This is a genomic window from Nocardia brasiliensis IFM 10847, assembly GCF_000710915.1.
GTDB lineage: Bacteria > Actinomycetota > Actinomycetes > Mycobacteriales > Mycobacteriaceae > Nocardia > Nocardia brasiliensis_A.
Genome location: NZ_BAUA01000097.1, coordinates 1 through 18,091, shown reverse-complemented (window position 1 = coordinate 18,091; position 18,091 = coordinate 1). Strand labels below are relative to the sequence as shown.

Below are 18,091 nucleotides of genomic sequence, written 5' to 3'. Positions count from 1 at the left end.
TTCCGAACCACCGAGATGGGCGCCCGCCGACATGGCGCTCTCCCCGTCCGAAACTGCTTCGCTCCCAACAACGGTCGCTGCGCCGGCACCCGCGTCGGGATCCCGCAAACCACCGACGGGACCGTACGCCGAAGCGACGCTCATACCCGAAGACGCTTTATCCCTGCTATTTCGCGCCGCTACGCCATGCACACCGGAATGCCCTGGGCCACCGACGCGGTCCAGGAGCCCTGCAACACCGTCCACGTCCGAACGATCACTCGAAGCATCGGAAGCCCTGGCACCACCCGCATGCGGACCACCCGCGGCGACCGTCCCGCCCTCGTCGGCTGAAGCCGAAGAATCGATTGCGCCGCTTTCGGATTCGAGGATCGCGAAGGCCCGATCGGCGGCGGCCATCCCGTCTTGCGCCGCGTGGAATCGTTCGCCGACCATGCGGAGCGGGAGGTAGACCTCGGGGGCGAGGATGAGGGCGACCAGACCTGCGTACAGACTCATTTCACCGAAGACCAGGCGTAGGCCGATGGAGACGGCGATCAGGGCGACGCTGAGCGTCGCCAGCATTTCCAGCACCATGGAGGAGAGGAAGGCGATGCGGAGTGCCCGCATCGTACGCTGCCGCAACGCATCGCCCAGCTCGCGCACCCTGGGCACCATCGTGGTCCGGCGTAACTCGGCGGAATCCGCCGCATCCGCTTCGGCTGTGCCGGAGCCGTCTGCACGAACGCCACCGGTTCGCCGCGATCCCCCGTCGCCGCTGATCCGATCCCTCGACACCGCACCGGTTTCCCGCCCCAGCGCACGCAACGTCGGCATCCCGGCGAACAGATCGAGCAGCTGATCGGACAGCCGGGTGGTCGCGGCGAGTGTCGCCTCGGCCCGACCTTGGGTGAGCAGTCCGATGAGGATCATGAAGATCGGGATGAGCGGCAAGGTGACGACCACGATCAGACCCGAGATCGGATCGTGTATCGCGATGACCGCCAGCACAATCGGCGGCACCGGCACAGCGAGCAACAGCGCGGGCAGGTAACCGGTGAGGTAGCCGCGCAACCCGGACAGCCCGGTGCCGACCACGACCGCGAGTTCTGTTCTGCGGGTTTCGAGTTCGCGCGGCCGCAGCTGCGCGCCGGCGGTCAGCACCGCGGTCTCGAGTTCCGCGACGACGCCGGCTCCGGCCCGGTGCCCGAGCCGCGACTGCCACCAGGTGGCGAGTACCCGTACGCCGAGAACGACTGCGAGCACCAGTATTTCGGTGCTCCACGCGCCGAGCGTGCGCTGACCGGGTTCGGTGACGACCCCGGCCAGCACCCGGGCGAGCAGGACCGCCGCGACGACGATCGAACCGGTGATCACCAGCGACAGCAGCACACTCAGCACCAGGTAGCGGCGGGCCGAGCGCGCGTACCGCCACAGGCGCGGGTCGACAGGCGGTCGAGCCATGAGCTCAGTCCTTCAGCGAAAGCCCGATGGGCGCGGGGATCTGGTCGACGGTGATCCGTTTGCGGAACACCCAGTAGGTCCAGCCCTGGTACAGCAGCACCACCGGCGTGACCAGGACGGCGGCCCAGCTCATCACTTTCAGCGTGTACGGCGTGGACGACGCGTTGTGGATGGTCAGGTCGAACGCGGCGTCGATGGTGGAGGGCAGCACATTCGGGAACAGCGAGCCGAACAGCAGTGCGGTCGCCGCCGCCACCGTGACGGCCGTGCCCGTGAACGCCCAGCCGTCCCGGTCCGCGTACACCGCGACGCCCGCGCCGACCAGTCCGAGCACGGCCAGCCCCAACGGAATCCAGGTCCACCCGGTGCCGTAGGCCAGCTGCGTCCAGACACCGAAGACGCCGACGACCACCGCGGTAGGCACCAGCAGCAGTTTGGCGGTGCGCTGCGCGTCGGCCCGCACCTCGCCACCGGTCTTCAGGCCGAGGAACACCGCGCCGTGCAGCGCGAACAGCAGTCCGGTGGTCAGTCCGCCGAGCAGTGCGTAGGGTCCGAGCAGATCCCACACCGAGCCGGCGAACTGCTTCTTCTCGTTCAGGGGCACACCGCGCACCACGTTCGCGAAGACCCAGCCCCACGCGAGTGCCGGTATCCAGGAACCGATTCCGATGCCGAGGTCACAGCGCGCCCGCCAGCGCGGGTCGTCGATCTTGCCGCGGTACTCGATCGCGCAGATCCGCAGAATCAACGCCACCAGCAACAGCAGCAACGCCAGATAGAAGCCGGAGAACAGGCTGGCGTACCACTCCGGGAAGGCGGCGAACATGGCACCGCCCGCGGTGATCACCCAGACCTCGTTGCCGTCCCAGACCGGCCCGATCGTGTTGAGCACCACGCGCCTTCGGGTGTCGGAGCCCTTGCCGAGGATCGGCATCAGCATGCCGACGCCGAAGTCGAAGCCCTCGAGCACGAAGTACCCGGTGAACAGCACCCCGATCAGCACGAACCAGAACTCTTGCAGACTCATCGTCGGCTCCTAGTAGGCGAACGAAAGTTGTTCGACGGCAGGTTCTTCGCCGGAGCGACCGGTCGGCCCCGCGGGTTTGTCCGGACCCGAGTCGGTGGGCGGGCTCGCGGCAGGCCGCTCCGGTCCGTGCACCACGTAGCGCCGCATCAGGTAGAACCAGACGACGGCGAGCGCGCCGTACAGCAGCGTGAAGGTGATCAGTGAGAACAGCACCACGCCGGGCGAATGGTTGGACACGCCCTGCTGCACGGTCAGTCGCAGGTTCGGGTCGCCGGTCGGGTTGGGCGCGACAACCCATGGCTGCCTGCCCATTTCGGTGAACACCCAGCCCGCGCTGTTGGCCAGGAACGGCGTCGGAATGACGAGCAGGCTGAGCCAGGCGAACCAGCGCTGGTTCGGCACCCGCCCGCGCCGGGTGAGCCACAGGCCGGCCAGTGCCAGCAGAGCCGAGCCGGCCGCGAGGCCGATCATGGCGCGGAAGGACCAGTAGGTGACGAACAGGTTGGGCCGGTAGTCGCCGACACCGTATTTCGCGTTGTACTCCTGTTGCAGGTCGACGACACCGGGCAGGGTGACGTCGCTGAATTTGCCTTTGGCGAGGTAGGGCAGCACGCCGGGCACCTCGAGCACGTGCGTGACGCTGTCGCAGTTGTTGTGCGTGCCGACCGTGAGGATGGAGAAGTCCGGGTCGGTCGCGGTGTGGCACAACGATTCCGCCGAGGCCATTTTCATCGGCTGCTGTTCGAACATCAGCTTGCCCTGCGTGTCACCGGTCAGGAACAGCGCGCCCAGCGAGACGAGCATCACCCAGATGCCGGCCAGCGCGGCGGGACGCCACATGGTGCGCGCCTCGGTGATCTCCGCGGCGTCACCGGTGCGCGCCTTGCGCACCATCCACCAACCCGCGATACCGGCGACGAAAGTGCCTGCCGTGACGAAGGATCCGGCGACCACGTGTGGAAAGGCCGCCAGGAGAGTGTTGTTGGTGAGCACCGCGACGATGCTCTCGAGTTCGGCGCGCCCGGTTTCCGGGTTGAACCGCGCCCCGACCGGGTGCTGCATGAACGAGTTGGCGGCGACGATGAAGTACGCCGAGGCGTTCACGCCGATGGCGACCATCCAGATCGCGGCCAGGTGCGCCAGTTTCGGCAGCCGGGACCAGCCGAAGATCCACAGGCCCAGGAAGGTCGATTCCATGAAGAAGGCCACCAGGCCTTCCAGCGCGAGCGGTGCGCCGAACACGTCGCCGACGAAGCGGGAGTATTCGCTCCAGTTCATGCCGAACTGGAATTCCTGCACGATGCCGGTGGCGACGCCGAGCGCGAAGTTGATCAGGAACAGCTTGCCGAAGAATTTGGTCAGCCGGAGCCAGTGCTCCTTGCCGGTGATCACCCACGCGGTCTGCATGGCGGCGACCAAGGGCGCGAGGCCGATGGTCAGCGGCACCAACAGGAAGTGGTAGACGGTCGTGATGCCGAACTGCCATCGCGAGATGTCCAGCGCGTTCACCTTTGAACCTCCTGCCGGTCTACGACATGTCGTAGTAAGACTACGCCGGAGGCAGGGTTGAGCAATGCGTCGTAGGCCACGACACACCGGACGTTGCGGCTTCGAACAGGTATTTTCCGTGCTCGGGCGCGCCGGACCGCGCCTCGATTAGACGGAGATCACCTCGGCGGCGCCGGTTGCGGGCAGTCAACCGGACCGGCGGAGGCGGTCGTCACCAGTCGCCGATGGCCCCCGCCCGCTCGACACCGCGGTCCACCAGATCGATGATCTCGGCCGCATTGTCCGGCGCCGACATCCGCAGGCCGTCCAGCGAATTCACCCGCGCCGCGAGCGAGATGCTGGAGAGCAGCCAGATGCTGTCACAGGTCAGCAGGTCCGCGGTGAACAGCGACTTGTAGGTGCACTCCCAACCGGCCTTCTGCGCCTCGGCGAACAACGCACGCTGGGTGACGCCCGGCAGCACGCCGTTTTTCGCGGGCGGGGTGAGCATTTGCTTGTCCCGCACGATCACCACGGACGAGCGCGGCCCCTCGAGCACCCGATTCTCGGTGCTGGTGAAGATCACGTCGTCGGCGCCCATCCGGGCCGCGAAACGCAGCGCCGCCATATTGGAGGCATAGGAGAGCGTCTTCGCACCGAGCAGCTGCCATGGCGCGGCCTGCGCGAGGTCGATGGAGATGCCCCGTGACAGGGTCACCACCGCGACGCCCTCGGTACGCGCCTTCTGCACCCGATCGGGCACGGGTAGCACCAGCACGTAGGCGGTCGGCACGGGCACCGCGGCCGCGAGATCACCGGAGGTCACCTTCTCGGCGACCCCGGACAGCTCCGAGTCGCGCCCGCGGGTGAGCACCAGCCGCATCACACCCTCGCGATCGGCGCCCCACTCCTTGGCGGCCCGCTCCACCGCCGCACGCCACCGCCCCAGTTCGGGCTCCGGCAGATCGAGCGCCTGCGCCGAGCGGCGCAGCCTGCCTAGGTGGAATTCGATCGCGCACGCGTTGCCCGCACGCACCAGCACCGTTTCGAAAATACCGTCGCCTCGCAGAAGCCCGATATCGTCCGCATACACCAACGGCGCGTCCGCGTCCCGGACCGCGCCGTCGAGTGAGACAAGAACCCGATCTACCATGCGTCGAGACTAGGCGGTGTTGGATGGTCGCGCTTAGGTCACGGCAGACTTCGTTCCATCTTTTCCCGCGGGTCGCGCGGGGTTCACGACCGCGTCGGCGCCCGGCCGCCGGGATGGTGTCGCGAACGCGTTCCGCGAGCCCCGGTTCGGGCACCCACCGTGGACCCGGCCTACAGTGGAAACGTGTCCGTGGTCGTTGCACCCAGCCCCATCCTGTCTACTCCGGGAGCCGTCGCGGGAGCGCCCGGTTCGCCGGATGCCGCCGTGGCGTGGCACTACGGTGACCCGCTCGGCGAACAGCGGACGGCCGTACAGCGGGCCGCGGTCGTCGATCGCTCGCATCGATTCGTACTGAGCATCGCCGGCGCCGAGCGGCTGACCTGGCTGCACACCATCACCAGTCAGCACATCGCGGCCCTCGCCGACGGGCAGTCCGCGGAAAGCCTCGACCTCGACCTCAACGGCCGGGTGCTGAACCATTTCGTGCTCACCGAACTCGACGCCACGGTGTGGATCGACACCGAAGGCGACCGCGGCCCCGCGCTGCTGGAGTTCCTGCGCAAGATGGTCTTCTGGGCCGACGCGCAGCCGGTCGAATCCGAGCACGCCGTGCTCAGCCTGCTCGGGCCGAACGCGGCAGAGGTGCTCGCCGCGCTCGGCGTCGACTCCGCGCCCGGCGTCTACGAGGCCGTGGCCCTGCCCGGCGGCGGTTTCGTGCGGCGGATGCCGTGGCCGGCCGCCGACTCCTTCGACCTCGTGATTCCGCGCGCGGAACTCGCCGACCGGTGGAGCCGGCTCGTCGCGGCGGGTGCCGCGCCGGCCGGCATGTGGGCGTTCGAGGCGCTGCGGGTCGCGGCCGTGCGCCCACGGATCGGGCTCGACACCGACGACCGCACCATCCCGCACGAGGCCCGCTGGATCGGCGGCGTCACCGAGCACGGTGCGGTGCACCTGGACAAAGGCTGCTATCGCGGTCAGGAGACCGTGGCGAGGGTGCACAATCTCGGCAAACCGCCGCGGCATCTGGTGCTGCTGCATCTCGACGGATCGGCCGACGAACGGCCGGCCGCGGGTGACGACGTCACCGCGGGCGGCCGGGCCATCGGCCGCCTCGGCACGGTGATCGACCACTACGAACTCGGCCCGATCGCGCTCGCGCTGATCAAACGCACGATCCCGGTGGACACCCAGCTCACGGCCGGCCCGGCGGCCGCGGCCATCGACCCCGACTCGGTGCCCGCCGACGACGCACCGCAGGCGGGCAGGGTCGCCGTCGATCGACTGCGCGGCCGCTGACCACCGATGCTCATCGAATTCCGAAGGGGCGCAAGTCGCATCGCGCCGCGCCACTGTGCCGGCACCGCGCACCCACCGACCAGAACACACCGTGAAAGGAGCGTCCATGCGACCCGGTGACACCGGCGAAGTACTCGCGGTGTGCGTGGTGCACGCCGAGATCGAGGTACCCACCCGGGTCGGCCGCTCCGCCATCGACAAGCGACCCCGCCCGGACCGCGTGCCGGTGCGTGCGCTGGGTCTCGACGGCGACCACGTCTGCGACACCGCCCACCACGGCGGCGCCCACCAGGCGGTCTACGCCTACGCCGACGAGGACGCCCGGCGCTGGGCCGGCGAACTCGATCGCGAGTTGCCCGCGGGCTGGTTCGGCGAGAATCTAAGGGTGTCCGGATTGCCGATCAGCGACGCGGTTTTCGGTGCCCGCCTGGCCATCGGCGACACCTTGCTCGAGGTGAGCGCGCCCCGCGTGCCGTGCGCGACGTTCCAGCATTGGAGCGGAGAAGCCCAGTGGGTCAAGCGGTTCACGCTGCGCAGCGACACCGGCGCCTACTTCCGGGTGCTCAGAGAGGGCACGATCGGCGCGGGCGACACGGTGACCGTGCAGCATGTGCCCGATCACGGCGTGACGGTCCGTGACCTGTTCACCGGCCAGGATCCGGATCTGCTGGCCATCCTGCTCGCCACGGAGCCGACCATCTCCGACGACGTGCGCATGCAGATCGAGCGGCACGCGCGCAGGCACGCGAACGCCGCACGCGCCGCGCAGCGCCGGACCGGTGTGGCCACCGTCTCCGGCGTCGCCGACCGGCACGCCACCGAACTCGACACGGGAGCGCAACTGTGAGCGTGGATCTGGTCGAAGTAGTCCGCTCCGGTTTCCGCGAGTGCGTGCACCGCGGCTCGGTGGTGATCCTCGATCCCGCGGGTGAGCCGACGCTGACTCTCGGCGAGGTGCATCTGCCGATCTTCCCGCGCTCCACCAACAAGCCGATGCAGGCGATCACCTTGCTGCGGCACGGTTTCGAACCACTCGACGACGCCGAGCTCGCCATCGCGACCGCTTCGCACTACGGCGAACCCGACCACGTCGCGCTGGTCCGCCGGCTGCTCGACCGGTTCGGCTTCGACGAGAAATCCCTCGAATGCCCGCCGGACCTGCCGGTCGACGACAAGGCACGGGCCGCCGTGCTGTCCGGATCACAGGAACCGCGACGGATCTACATGAACTGCTCCGGCAAGCATGCCGCGATGCTGGCGACCTGCGCGATCAACAGCTGGCCGACCGAGGGCTATCTCGACGTCGCACATCCGCTGCAGCAGGCGGTCATCGCCACCGTCGCCGAACTGACCGGCGAACCCGAGACCGATCTCGGCATCGACGGCTGCGGACTGCCGATCATCCCGGTCTCGCTGGTGAACCTGGCCCGGGTGTTCGCCACCATGGCCACCGCCGCGCCGGACGCGCCGGAGCGGCGCGTCGCCGACGCCATCCGCGCCCATCCGCGAGTGATTTCGGGCACCAACGCACCCGATTTGTCAGCTATGCAAGCCACCCCCGGACTCGTCTGCAAGATCGGCGCGGACGGGGTGCACGCGGGCGCGCTACCCGACGGCACCGCCTTCGCCTACAAGATCGACGACGGTCACGACCGTGCCCGAATGCCCCTGACGCTGGCCATTTTGCATCGAATCGGGGTCGATTGGACCGACGCGCATGCCGAGTTGGCGGCCCCCGCGGTACTCGGTGGCGGCGCTCGCGTCGGCGTCATCCGAGCGATTCCCGGAGTGCTGTAGCCGCCCCGGTCAAGGGCGACAACCGGGCAAACGGAACCTCTTCGGGAGTTCTTCACCCACTCCTGGAAGCGAGACCGCCGGACACACGCTAAAGTGTCTGTCAGGAAGAGTATTAATTCGAACGGGGCCGCCAACCAAACCCCAGGCCGCCCCGCAGTGACGCGAGGGGGTCAGCCATGGGCCGTGGCCGGGCTAAGGCAAAGCAGACCAAGGTCGCACGCGAGCTGAAGTACAGCAGCCCGCCGAGCGACTTCGCGAGCCTTCAGCGCGAGCTTTCGGGCAGCCCCAACTCCCAACGGAGTGGTGTGCTGTCCGATGAGCACAACGCGGACGAGTCCTCTACCCGTTGGGAAGAGGACGACTACGACGACTGGCGCCGCTGACTCGAAGCAACGCATGAAGGGGGAGGTCGCGTGCCTCCCCCTTCAGCCGTTGCCAAGCGTCGACGGCCTCCGCCGAAAAGCCTTACAACACACCAGCGTCCCGCATCCGAGCGATGCGGGACGCTGCGTTGATTTCACGATGCGTTCACGCTGCGCCGAGGTTGATTCGGCGAGGCGTTGAACTCAGGCTTCGCCGAGCGCTCAGTCAGCACACCGGACGAGGTGAGTTCGCACCCCCGCGCGCCCGGTTCACCCGCCGAGCGCTCGAATGCGGACCAGGCTCCCACCATGTCCCCACACCCCGCGTCGATAACTGTCTGCCCGCAACGCGCGGACCCATCCCCCACCACCGCGACCCTCGCGCCTCCCGCCCGCGCCTCGGGCCTCCGGCGTCACCCCTCCAGCCACGCGGACACCCGGACCAACGTCTCCCGCGCACATCCCAGCGTCCCGCGCACGAAATAGCCGAACAATTCGCACGCAGCTCGCCAAAACACGCGCGGCGCAACGGCGACACCACCCCGGGAACCGGCCCGCACTCGAGGGTGCGGGGCCACGGGAAGCGGCACACCCGAGCACCCTCCGCGCACATCTCAGCCTCGCGCCCGCGTTTTGTCGAGCAACTCGAGCGCAGCTCGACAAAACGTGCGCGGCACAACCGCGACCCCACCCGGAGCAACCACCCGCGGGTGCAGGGCCGCCCGGCTGCGCATCCGAGCGCCCCGCGCACATCCCAGCCTCGCGCGCACATCCCAGCCTCCCGCGCACGAAATAGCCGAACAATTCGCACGCGGCGCAACAAAACACGCGCGGCGCGCAACGGCGACGTCCCCGGTAACGCCCGCGCCTACGGTTTGGGGCCGCCAAGAGGCGGCGCGCCCGAGCGCCCCGCGCACATCTCGGGCTCCCGGGAGCCCGGGCTCCCGGGCTGGTAATCGCCTACCGCTTCCTGCGCGCCGCACAAACGTGCGCGGCAATCAAGTAGCCGAGGCTGACGGGGGCTGCGAGGCCGCAAGGCCGCAAGGCCGCAAGGCCGCAAGGCCGCAAGGCCGCAAGGCCGCAAGGCCGCAAGGCCGCAAGGTCAGGGGCGCACAAGCATCTGCCCGGTTGCACCACAGACGTAACTGCGGTGCACCGGGCAGGAGGCTTGCGTTCGTGTTCAGACGTTCGGTGCGCCAGGCCGAGACCGCATGCGGCGCGGGCACCTCAGCCGGACACGAACCCCGCACAGATCAGCCGGACGCGAACGTTCAGAAGCGCGGGTGTTCGCCGACCAAGACGGCGCGCAGGGCGTCGGTGTCCTTGGCTTTCTTGACGGTGCCCAGGGTCCAGCATTCGATGTGGCGGGCGGTCAGGACGGCGAGGGCGCGGTCGACGTCTTCGGGGGCGACTACGGCGACCATGCCGACGCCCATGTTGAATGTCTTCTCCATCTCGACCCGCTCCACGCGGCCACGCTGCGCGATCATCTTGAAGACCGGCGCGGGGTTCCAGGTGCCACGATCCAGCTCGGCGACCATGCCGGCGGGCAGCACGCGGCCGAGGTTGGCGGCGAGGCCACCGCCGGTGACGTGGGCGAAGGTGCGCACATCGGTTTCGGCGATCAGGGCCAGGCAGTCCTTGGCGTAGATCTGGGTCGGCTCGAGCAGTTCTTCGCCGAGGGTCCGGCCGAACTCCTCGACGTGCCCGGTGAGCGACATGCGGTCGATGTCGAGCAGCACCTTGCGGGCGAGGCTGTAGCCGTTGGAGTGCAGGCCCGAGGAGCCCATGGCGATCACCACGTCGCCGGGACGCACCCGGTCGGGGCCGAGCACCGCGTCGGCCTCGACGACGCCGACGCCGGTCGCGGACAGGTCGTAGTCGTCGGCATCCATCAGTCCGGGGTGTTCGGCGGTTTCGCCGCCCAGCAACGCGCAACCGGCCCGCACGCAGCCCTCGGCGATGCCGGAGACCAGCTCGGCGACCTTCTCCGGGACGACCTTGCCGATGGCGATGTAGTCCTGCAGGAACAGCGGTTCCGCGCCGCACACCACCAGGTCGTCGACGACCATCGCGACCAGGTCCAGACCGACGGTGTCGTGCTTGTCCATCGCCTGCGCGACCGCGATCTTGGTTCCGACCCCGTCGGTGGACGCGGCGAGCAACGGCTCGCGGTAGCCGCCCTTCAGTGCGAACAGCCCGGCGAATCCGCCGAGGCCGCCTTGCACCTCGGGTCGGCTCGCCTTCTTCGCCAATGGCCCGAACAACTCGACTGCGCGGTCACCTGCCTCGATGTCCACGCCTGCCGCGGCGTATGAGGCACCACCACTGGGGGTCTGTTCAGTCATTTTCGGGGAAAGCTCCAAACCGAATCGGCGGATAGATGCCTGCTCACGCTACCGGAGACGAATAACAGCCCAGCACCGGTATTGCTTCGTGCTGCCCGCCTCTCGGCGTCTTTTACCGCTTGCCGGCGCCGCGGGACTTGACAACCTTGCCGGTGGTCGCGCCCCGCGGCGCCGTCGACGGATGCCCGGCGAGTTACCCAGCTGCGTGGGAAATCACTCGCCAGATTATCCCGTCTGCACCTCGACGGCGTCGACCTCGGTGGCGAACAGTCCGGCGCTGGCCGCGCGCCGGCGCCGCTGCTCCACCGGATCGGGCACCGGCACCGCCGCAACCAGGCGCTGGGTGTACTCCTGCTGGGGTGCCCGGAGAATGCGATCCCGGTCACCCTGTTCCACCACCGCGCCGTTGCGCAGCACCACGATCCGGTCGGCGAGCTGATCGACCACCGCCAGGTCGTGGCTGATGAACAGGCACGCCCAACCACATTCGCGCTGCAGCTGACCGAACAGCTCGAGCACCGCGGCCTGCACGGAAACGTCCAGCGCGCTGGTCGGTTCGTCGGCGACGAGCAGATCCGGGTCCAGCACGAGCGCCCTGGCCAAGCTGGCGCGCTGCCGCTGACCGCCGGACAACTCGTGCGGATACCGGCGTTCGGTACCCGCGGGCAGTTGCACGTCGTCGAGCAGCTTGCGGACTCGCGCCTTGATCTCGGCCGAGCTGCCCGCCTGGTGCACGATCAGCGGTTCGGCGACGCACTCGCCGACGGTGAGCCGCGGATTCAGCGAGCTGGCCGGGTCCTGGAACACGAACCCGAAGCGCCGCCGGATCGGCCGTAGCTTGCGCCCGGACAGTCCGGCGATGTCCTGCCCGCGCACCTTGACCACACCCGAGGTGGGGCGTTGCAGCGCGGCGACGCAGCGTCCGATGGTCGACTTGCCGGAACCGGATTCACCCACCAGACCGAGGGTTTCGCCCGGTCCGATGCACAGGTTCACATCGTCGACCGCGCGGAACGCCGGCCGTCCGAACGAGCCGGGGAACTCCACCACCAGATCGCACACCTCGAGCACCGGCTCGGCGGTCGTGTCGACTTCCTTGGCCGGACCGTGCGCCAGCTGCTCGGTGCCCAAATGCGGGACGGCCGCGAGCAGCGCTCGGGTGTAGTCCGCTTTCGGGCTGGCGAACAGCTCGTCGACCGGCGCCTGCTCGACCACCTTGCCGTTGCGCATCACCACGACGCGGTCGGCCAGGTCGGCCACCACGCCCATGTTGTGCGTGATCAGCACGATGGCGCTGCCGATCCGGTCGCGCAGATCGCGCAGCAGTTCGAGAATCTCGGCCTGCACGGTCACGTCGAGCGCGGTGGTCGGCTCGTCGGCGATGATCACCTTCGGTTCGCAGGCGATGGCGATGGCGATCACTACGCGCTGCTTCTGCCCGCCCGAGAGCTGGTGCGGGTAGTAGTCCACCCGGTGCTCGGGGTCGGGCAGCCCGACCATGCGGAGCAGTTCGACCGCGCGCGCCTTGGCGTCCTTCTTGCTCATGTCCGAGTGCGCGCGCAGCGCCTCGCCGATCTGGAAGCCGACGGTGAACAGCGGGTCGAGCGCGAGGCCCGGCTCCTGGAACACCATCGAGATCGCGCCGCCGCGCAGGGCGGTGAGCTGCCGTTCGTTCATCGAGGTGATGGTCTGGGTACCGAGGGTCACCAGACCGTTCACCCGCGCGGTCAGCGGCAGCAGACCCATCGCGGTGCGCGAGCTCACCGATTTACCCGAGCCGGATTCGCCGACGATGGCGAGCACCTCGCCCGGATACACCTCGTAGGAGACGTCTTTGACCGCGTACACGGGTCCGGCGTCGGTCGCGAAGGTGACCGACAGCGATTCGATGGACAGCGCGGGACGATCTCGCTCGGCCATCGGTACCGACTTGGTCATGACGTCTCCTTCCCGGCGGTGCCGTCCTTTGTCAGCCCGACCACGGGCTCGGCTCCGGCTGTCGCCGTGGCACTTTCGGGTTCGATGGCGGGCTCGACGGTGATCGCGTCACCGGGCGCCGCCGAGACGGCGCGACGGGTCCGCAGGATCGGGTTGAGCACCTCGTTGAGGCTCTCGCCGACCAGGGTCATGCCGAGCACGACGAGCACGATGGCGAAACCGGGGAAGATGCCGGTCCACCAGATGCCGTTGGACACGTCCGACAGCGCCTTGTTCAGGTCGTAGCCCCATTCGGCGGCCTGGGTCGGCTCGATGCCGAACCCGAGGAAGCCGAGGCCGGCCAGCGTGAGGATGGCCTCGGACCCGTTCAGCGTGACGATCACCGGCAACGACTGGGTGACGTTGGCGAAGATGTGCCGGAACAGGATTCGCGCCGTCGAGGCCCCGGTCACCCTGGCGGCGTCGACATAGGGTTCGTTCTTCACCGCGACCGTCGCGTTGCGCACCACGCGGAAGTATTGCGGCACGAAGACGGCCGTGATCGCCACCGCCGCGGACAGCACGCCGCCGAAGCTGGTGGAGCGGCCGCCCGCGACCACGATGGACACCACGATCGCCAGCAGCAGCGTCGGGAAGGCGTACATCGCGTCCATGAACAGCACCAGCACCCGGTCGAACCAGCGGCCGAGGTAACCCGACAGCAGGCCGAGCGGCACGCCGATGAACAGCGAGAGCACCAGCGAGATCACGATCACGAACAGCGCGGTGCGCGCACCCCAGATCACCCGGGAGAACACGTCCTCACCACGCACCGACGTGCCGAACCAGTGGTCGGCCGATGGCGCCTGCTGCCGGACGAAATCCACACCGTCGGCGGCACTTTGCGCGAAACCGTAGGGCGCGATCAGCGGCGCGAAGATGGCCGCGAGCACGAAGATCGCGACCAGCGCCAAGCCGAGGATCAGCGTCGCGCGTTGCAGGCCCGCGGTCATCGAGAACAGCCGCAGGCCGGGTAGGCGACGGCGGGCCGACGGCGGCACCGGTGGGGTCACCACCGGCTCGTTGAGCAATTCCGGTGCGGTCATCAGAACCTCACCCTCGGATCGATCAGTGCCACAAGGGCATCCACCAGGAAGCTCATCAGGGCGATGAACACCGCGATGAACGCGACGATGCCCTGCACCGCGACGAAGTCACGGGCCGAGAGGTAGGTCGCGAGCTGATAGCCGAGACCCTTCCATTCGAAGGTGGTCTCGGTGAGCACCGCGCCGCCGAGCATCATCGCGATCTGCATGCCCATCACGGTGACGATCGGAATCATCGCGTTGCGGAACGCATGTCGTCCGGTGACTACCCGGCGGGACAGGCCACGAGCCCGGGCCGCGTCCACGTAATCCGAACGCAGCGTCTGGATCAGGTTGATCCGCACCAGGCGCAGGAAGATGCCCGCCGTGAGCAGGCCGAGCGCGATCGCAGGCAGCACAGCGTGTTTCAGGACGTCGCCGATGTAACCGGCGTCGCCGTACAGGATTCCGTCGACCAGCATGATGTTGGTCTTCGGCGAGACGTGCTGCAGTTGCAGTTCCACGTTGGTGCTCGCGCGACCGGCCACCGGCAGCCAGCCCAGCTTGACCGCGAACACCAGCTTGAGCAGCAGACCGACGAAGAACACCGGCGCCGCGTAGGCCAGGATCGCGAACAGCCGAAGTCCGGTGTCCGACACCGAATCACGGTGTGTCGCCGCATAACGGCCGAGCGGGACGCCGATCGCGAACGCGACGATCAGCGCCCAGAACATCAGCTCCAGCGAGGCGGCGCCGTAGGTGGTGATCACCTCGCTGATCTGCCGATTGTCCTGGGAGCGACCGAAATCGCCGCGGAACAGACCGGAGATGTACTCCCAGTACTGGGTCAGGATCGGCCGGTTCAGCCCGGCCGCCTCCTTGCGGGCCTCGATCTGGTCCTGGGTCATCCGGCCACCCATGGCCGCGCTGATCGGGTCACCGGCCACGCGCATGAGGAAGAAGACCACGGTGGCGAGAATCCACGCGGTCACCGGAATCAACAGCAGGCGCACGCCCAGGTAGCGGAGCAGCGCGAGCTGGCGAGAATCACTCCCACCCTTGCCTTTTCGGGGCACGCCGAAGCGCCGGGCCCGGGCCGGCGCTGGCTTCGTTTCTGGAGCAGCTATCGTCCCGGGCCCGGCTTCGCCGGATGTCACTTGCTCAGCACCGTGTAACGGAACTTGAAGGACGCGTCGAGTGTCTGCTCGACACCCTGCACATTCTTGCCCGAGACCGCGATCTGCTTGCCGGACAAGAGCGGAACGATCGGCAGATGGTTCTGCGCGAGGTCACGCTGCACGTTCTTCAAGATCTCCATGCGCTTGGTCTTGTCGTTCTCCGTGGTCTCCGCGGTCAGCTGCGCCGAGATGCTCGGATCCTCGAAGTGCGACTGCAGGAAGTTGTTCGGGCCGAAGAACGGGGTCAGGTAGTTGTCCGGGTCCGGGAAGTCCGGGAACCAGCCGAACTGGTAGAGCGGGTAGGAGTCACGGGCGCGCTCGCGCTGGTAGCTCACCCATTCGGTGGACTGCAGGTTGACCCGGAACAGGCCGCTGGCCTCGAGCTGCGACTTGATCGCCGCGTATTCCTCGGAGCTGCTCGAACCGTAGTGGTCCGGGTTGTACTGCAGGTTCAGCTCGACCGGGGTGGCGACACCGGCGTCGGCGAGGAACTTCGCCGCCTTCTCCTTGCTCGGATCGGCGCCGTAGATGTCCTTGAACGGCTCGGTCGCGCCCGGAACACCCTGCGGCACAGACGAGTACGCGGGCAGGTAGGTGTTCTTGTACACGCCCTTGGCCAGCGCGGCCCGGTCGACGGTGGACGCGAGCGCCTTGCGCACGGCCAGCTTCTGCTCCGGCGTGCCGCCCGGCATGGTGTTCATGTTGAACACGATGTACCGCAGCTCACCGCCGGGGCCCTCGTGCACGGTGACCTTGCTGTCGCCGCGCAGCGATTCGATATCGGTGGGGGTCAGCGACCGGTATGCGACGTCGAGCGACCCGTTCTGCAGGTCGAGCTTCATGTTGTCGGTGGTGGCGTAGTACTTCGTCGACACCGTCTTGGACTTCGGCGTGCCCAGGATGCCGTTGTAGTCCGGGTTCGCCTTGTACTCGACCAGCTTGTTCTTGTCGTAGCTGGCGATGGTGTACGGGCCCGAGTAGCCCTTGGCCTTGACGACTTCCTCGTCGGCCATCACCTTGTCCGCCGCGTACACCTTCTCGTCGACGATCGGGCCGGCCTGGGTCGGCAGGATCGCCGGGAAGGTCTGGTCGTTGGCGACCTTCAGCGTGAAATTGACCGTGCGGTCGTCCGGGGCGTCGGTCTTCTCGAGGTTGCCGAGCAGCGACGCGGGACCGTTCGGGTCATTGATCTTGACCATCCGGTCGAAGGAGAACTTGACGCTCTTGGCGGTCAGCGGGTTGCCGTTGGCGAACTTGAGGCCCGGCTTCATGGTGCAGCTGTACACCGTCGGGCTGGTGAACTCGCACTTCTCCGCGGCGTCCGGCTTCGGGGTCGCGTCGCCAGGCGCGAAGTTCAGTACGTACTGGTAGAACTGCGTTTCCGCGACCAGGGAGCCGTTGTCATAGGCGGCCGCCGGGTCGAGCGAGAAGATTTTGTCCGTAGTGCCGGCAAGCAAGCCACCACCGTCACCACCATCACCGGTCCGGCCCGAACCGCAGCCGGCCAAGGCAGACGCCACCAGCGTCGCCAGGCCGACGGCCGCGATAGTTCGCGTCCGGGTCCGGCCCCCAGGTGTTTTCGAAACCAACATCAGGGCCCCACTTCTCGAGCGCCACACCGCGTTGTCCTGGATCGCAGGCCCGGTGCGGACACAATTGAACATCCGATCTGACGGGCACCGTACCCACGAACCATTTCCGGCACGTTGCGTTTTCACAGAAAAGATTGCCGGGACGTGAGCCAGCGTTGCAAATAGTGCATCACAGGGGCCAGATCACCGGACGAATGTCCAGGTTCTGGCTAGAACGTCCGATTCTGCGTCTCGAAGACGCCACTGTTCCTTATTGGACAAAACACCCGGAAGCATGCGGCGCGCGAATTCGACTCGCCGAAAGTCCGCGACCCGGCAAGCGCGCACCTCAGCGCGCCGACCGACGATCATCGCGGGAAATAGAAGCGCCCCGGAAACACCGCACGCGGTGTCGGGGTTACCGGCACTCGCCTGAACAGTCGATCAGGGACACTGCGCAGCCGCACAGAAAGGCAGCGAGGCGAGCCACCGGAGTGACTCGCCTCGCTGCAGAAGAAATCGGGACTACGGCCGGCTGAGCGCGCTGGCGTTGGCGTTGTCGGCCAGCAGGGCCGCCTCGGACTGGCCGGTGAGCATGCCCTCGAGCACGTTCTTACCGATGGCCGCCTCGGTGGGCAGCGGGATCGGGTATTGGCCGTCGAAGCACGCGCAGCACAACCGCGAACGCGGCTGCTCGGTCGCGGCGATCATGCCCTCGGTGGAGATGTAGCCGAGGGTGTCCGCGCCGATCGAGCGGCGCACCCCCTCCACCATCTCGTCGAAGCTGCCCTCCGCGCCGGAACCGTTCGCGATCAACTCCGCGGCGAGGCGAAATCGATGCCGTAGAAACACGGCCACTTCACCGGCGGCGACGCGATCCGGACATGGATCTCCAGCGCGCCCGCCTCGCGCAGCATCCGGATGAGCGCGCGCTGGGTGTTGCCGCGCACGATCGAATCGTCCACCACGATCAGCCGCTTGCCGCGGATCACCTCACGCAGCGGATTGAGCTTGAGCCGGATGCCGAGCTGACGGATGGTCTGGCTCGGCTGGATGAACGTGCGCCCGACGTAGGCGTTCTTCATCAGGCCTTGGCCGTAGGGCACGCCGGAACCCTGCGCGTACCCGACCGCCGCCGGCGTGCCGGACTCCGGCACCGGGATGACCAGGTCGGCCTCGACCGGATGTTCCTTGGCCAGGCGACGACCGATCTCGACTCGGGTGGCATGCACCGAACGGCCGGAGATCGTGCTGTCCGGCCTGGCCAGGTACACGTATTCGAAGACGCAGCCCTTGGGCTCGGGGTTGGCGAAACGCATCGAGCGCACACCGTCCGCGTCGATCGCCAGCAGTTCGCCCGGCTCGATCTCCCGGACGAACGCGGCGCCGACGATGTCCAGGGCCGCGGTCTCACTGGCAACAACCC

General features: G+C 67.9%; 13 protein-coding genes and 1 pseudogene. 4 read left to right on the top strand and 10 right to left on the bottom strand.

What is annotated here, in order from left to right; all coding sequences use genetic code 11:
- The 4 genes from NBRGI_RS20790 to NBRGI_RS20775 form a co-directional block, all read right to left on the bottom strand.
- Nucleotides 1–1,443, bottom strand: a 1,443-nt coding sequence (locus NBRGI_RS20790; RefSeq protein WP_235211034.1) for an ABC transporter transmembrane domain-containing protein, incomplete at its 3' end; no start/stop codon positions are given.
- A 4-nt stretch (nucleotides 1,444–1,447) separates the two neighbouring features.
- A complete protein-coding gene (gene cydB / locus NBRGI_RS20785; protein WP_029898809.1) occupies nucleotides 1,448–2,470 on the bottom strand; it encodes a cytochrome d ubiquinol oxidase subunit II in 1,023 nt (340 codons plus the stop codon).
- A gap of 9 nt (nucleotides 2,471–2,479) precedes the next feature.
- Nucleotides 2,480–3,979, bottom strand: a complete 1,500-nt coding sequence (locus NBRGI_RS20780) for a cytochrome ubiquinol oxidase subunit I (RefSeq protein WP_029898807.1) — start codon at nucleotides 3,977–3,979, stop codon at nucleotides 2,480–2,482.
- A gap of 211 nt (nucleotides 3,980–4,190) precedes the next feature.
- Nucleotides 4,191–5,111 carry an aminodeoxychorismate lyase gene (locus NBRGI_RS20775; protein WP_029898805.1) on the bottom strand — a complete coding sequence of 307 codons (921 nt, stop codon included), beginning with the start codon at nucleotides 5,109–5,111 and terminating at the stop codon, nucleotides 4,191–4,193.
- A gap of 183 nt (nucleotides 5,112–5,294) precedes the next feature.
- On the opposite strand from NBRGI_RS20775, the gene ygfZ reads away from it, so the two are divergent.
- From ygfZ to NBRGI_RS20755, 4 genes are all read left to right on the top strand, one after another.
- The gene (gene ygfZ / locus NBRGI_RS20770; protein WP_029898802.1) at nucleotides 5,295–6,407 is read left to right on the top strand and encodes a CAF17-like 4Fe-4S cluster assembly/insertion protein YgfZ; all 1,113 of its coding nucleotides are present in this window, start codon (nucleotides 5,295–5,297) and stop codon (nucleotides 6,405–6,407) included.
- Nucleotides 6,408–6,513: 106 nt separating this feature from the next.
- Nucleotides 6,514–7,254 (top strand): MOSC domain-containing protein, encoded by a 741-nt coding sequence (locus NBRGI_RS20765; RefSeq protein ID WP_029898800.1) that lies wholly within the window; start codon nucleotides 6,514–6,516, stop codon nucleotides 7,252–7,254.
- Nucleotides 7,251–8,204, top strand: a complete 954-nt coding sequence (locus NBRGI_RS20760; protein WP_029898798.1) for an asparaginase — start codon at nucleotides 7,251–7,253, stop codon at nucleotides 8,202–8,204. The genes NBRGI_RS20765 and NBRGI_RS20760 overlap by 4 nt, the downstream gene beginning before the upstream one ends.
- A gap of 176 nt (nucleotides 8,205–8,380) precedes the next feature.
- Nucleotides 8,381–8,587, top strand: a complete 207-nt coding sequence (locus NBRGI_RS20755) for a DUF3073 domain-containing protein (RefSeq protein WP_014981474.1) — start codon at nucleotides 8,381–8,383, stop codon at nucleotides 8,585–8,587.
- A 1,250-nt stretch (nucleotides 8,588–9,837) separates the two neighbouring features.
- Here NBRGI_RS20755 and purM read toward each other — a convergent pair.
- The 6 genes and pseudogenes from purM to NBRGI_RS44025 all read right to left on the bottom strand — a co-directional run.
- Nucleotides 9,838–10,914, bottom strand: a complete 1,077-nt coding sequence (gene purM, locus NBRGI_RS20745) for a phosphoribosylformylglycinamidine cyclo-ligase (RefSeq protein ID WP_029898795.1) — start codon at nucleotides 10,912–10,914, stop codon at nucleotides 9,838–9,840.
- Between the two features lie 225 nt (nucleotides 10,915–11,139).
- Nucleotides 11,140–12,852, bottom strand: coding sequence for an ABC transporter ATP-binding protein (locus NBRGI_RS20740; protein ID WP_148310889.1), 1,713 nt, complete (start codon nucleotides 12,850–12,852; stop codon nucleotides 11,140–11,142).
- Complete coding sequence (locus NBRGI_RS20735) at nucleotides 12,849–13,844, bottom strand: ABC transporter permease (RefSeq protein WP_235211035.1); 996 nt, start codon at nucleotides 13,842–13,844, stop codon at nucleotides 12,849–12,851. Before NBRGI_RS20735 ends, NBRGI_RS20740 begins: the two co-directional genes overlap by 4 nt.
- A 92-nt stretch (nucleotides 13,845–13,936) precedes the next feature.
- Entirely contained in the window at nucleotides 13,937–14,947 is a 1,011-nt protein-coding gene (locus NBRGI_RS20730; RefSeq protein WP_029898790.1) for an ABC transporter permease, read from the bottom strand.
- A 122-nt stretch (nucleotides 14,948–15,069) separates the two neighbouring features.
- Complete coding sequence (locus NBRGI_RS20725) at nucleotides 15,070–16,686, bottom strand: ABC transporter substrate-binding protein (protein ID WP_081869212.1); 1,617 nt, start codon at nucleotides 16,684–16,686, stop codon at nucleotides 15,070–15,072.
- A 504-nt stretch (nucleotides 16,687–17,190) separates the two neighbouring features.
- Nucleotides 17,191–18,091: pseudogene (locus tag NBRGI_RS44025) on the bottom strand (amidophosphoribosyltransferase); the annotation flags it as partial.

Bases quoted from the DNA above. Each gene is read 5' to 3' on its own strand.
- cydB (WP_029898809.1), bottom strand. From the start codon at position 2,470: ATGAGTCTGCAAGAGTTCTGGTTCGTGCTGATCGGGGTGCTGTTCACC.
- NBRGI_RS20775 (WP_029898805.1), bottom strand. From the start codon at position 5,111: ATGGTAGATCGGGTTCTTGTCTCACTCGACGGCGCGGTCCGGGACGCG.
- NBRGI_RS20765 (WP_029898800.1), top strand. From the start codon at position 6,514: ATGCGACCCGGTGACACCGGCGAAGTACTCGCGGTGTGCGTGGTGCAC.
- NBRGI_RS20755 (WP_014981474.1), top strand. From the start codon at position 8,381: ATGGGCCGTGGCCGGGCTAAGGCAAAGCAGACCAAGGTCGCACGCGAG.
- purM (WP_029898795.1), bottom strand. From the start codon at position 10,914: ATGACTGAACAGACCCCCAGTGGTGGTGCCTCATACGCCGCGGCAGGC.
- NBRGI_RS20740 (WP_148310889.1), bottom strand. From the start codon at position 12,852: ATGACCAAGTCGGTACCGATGGCCGAGCGAGATCGTCCCGCGCTGTCC.
- NBRGI_RS20735 (WP_235211035.1), bottom strand. From the start codon at position 13,844: ATGACCGCGGGCCTGCAACGCGCGACGCTGATCCTCGGCTTGGCGCTG.
- NBRGI_RS20725 (WP_081869212.1), bottom strand. From the start codon at position 16,686: ATGTTGGTTTCGAAAACACCTGGGGGCCGGACCCGGACGCGAACTATC.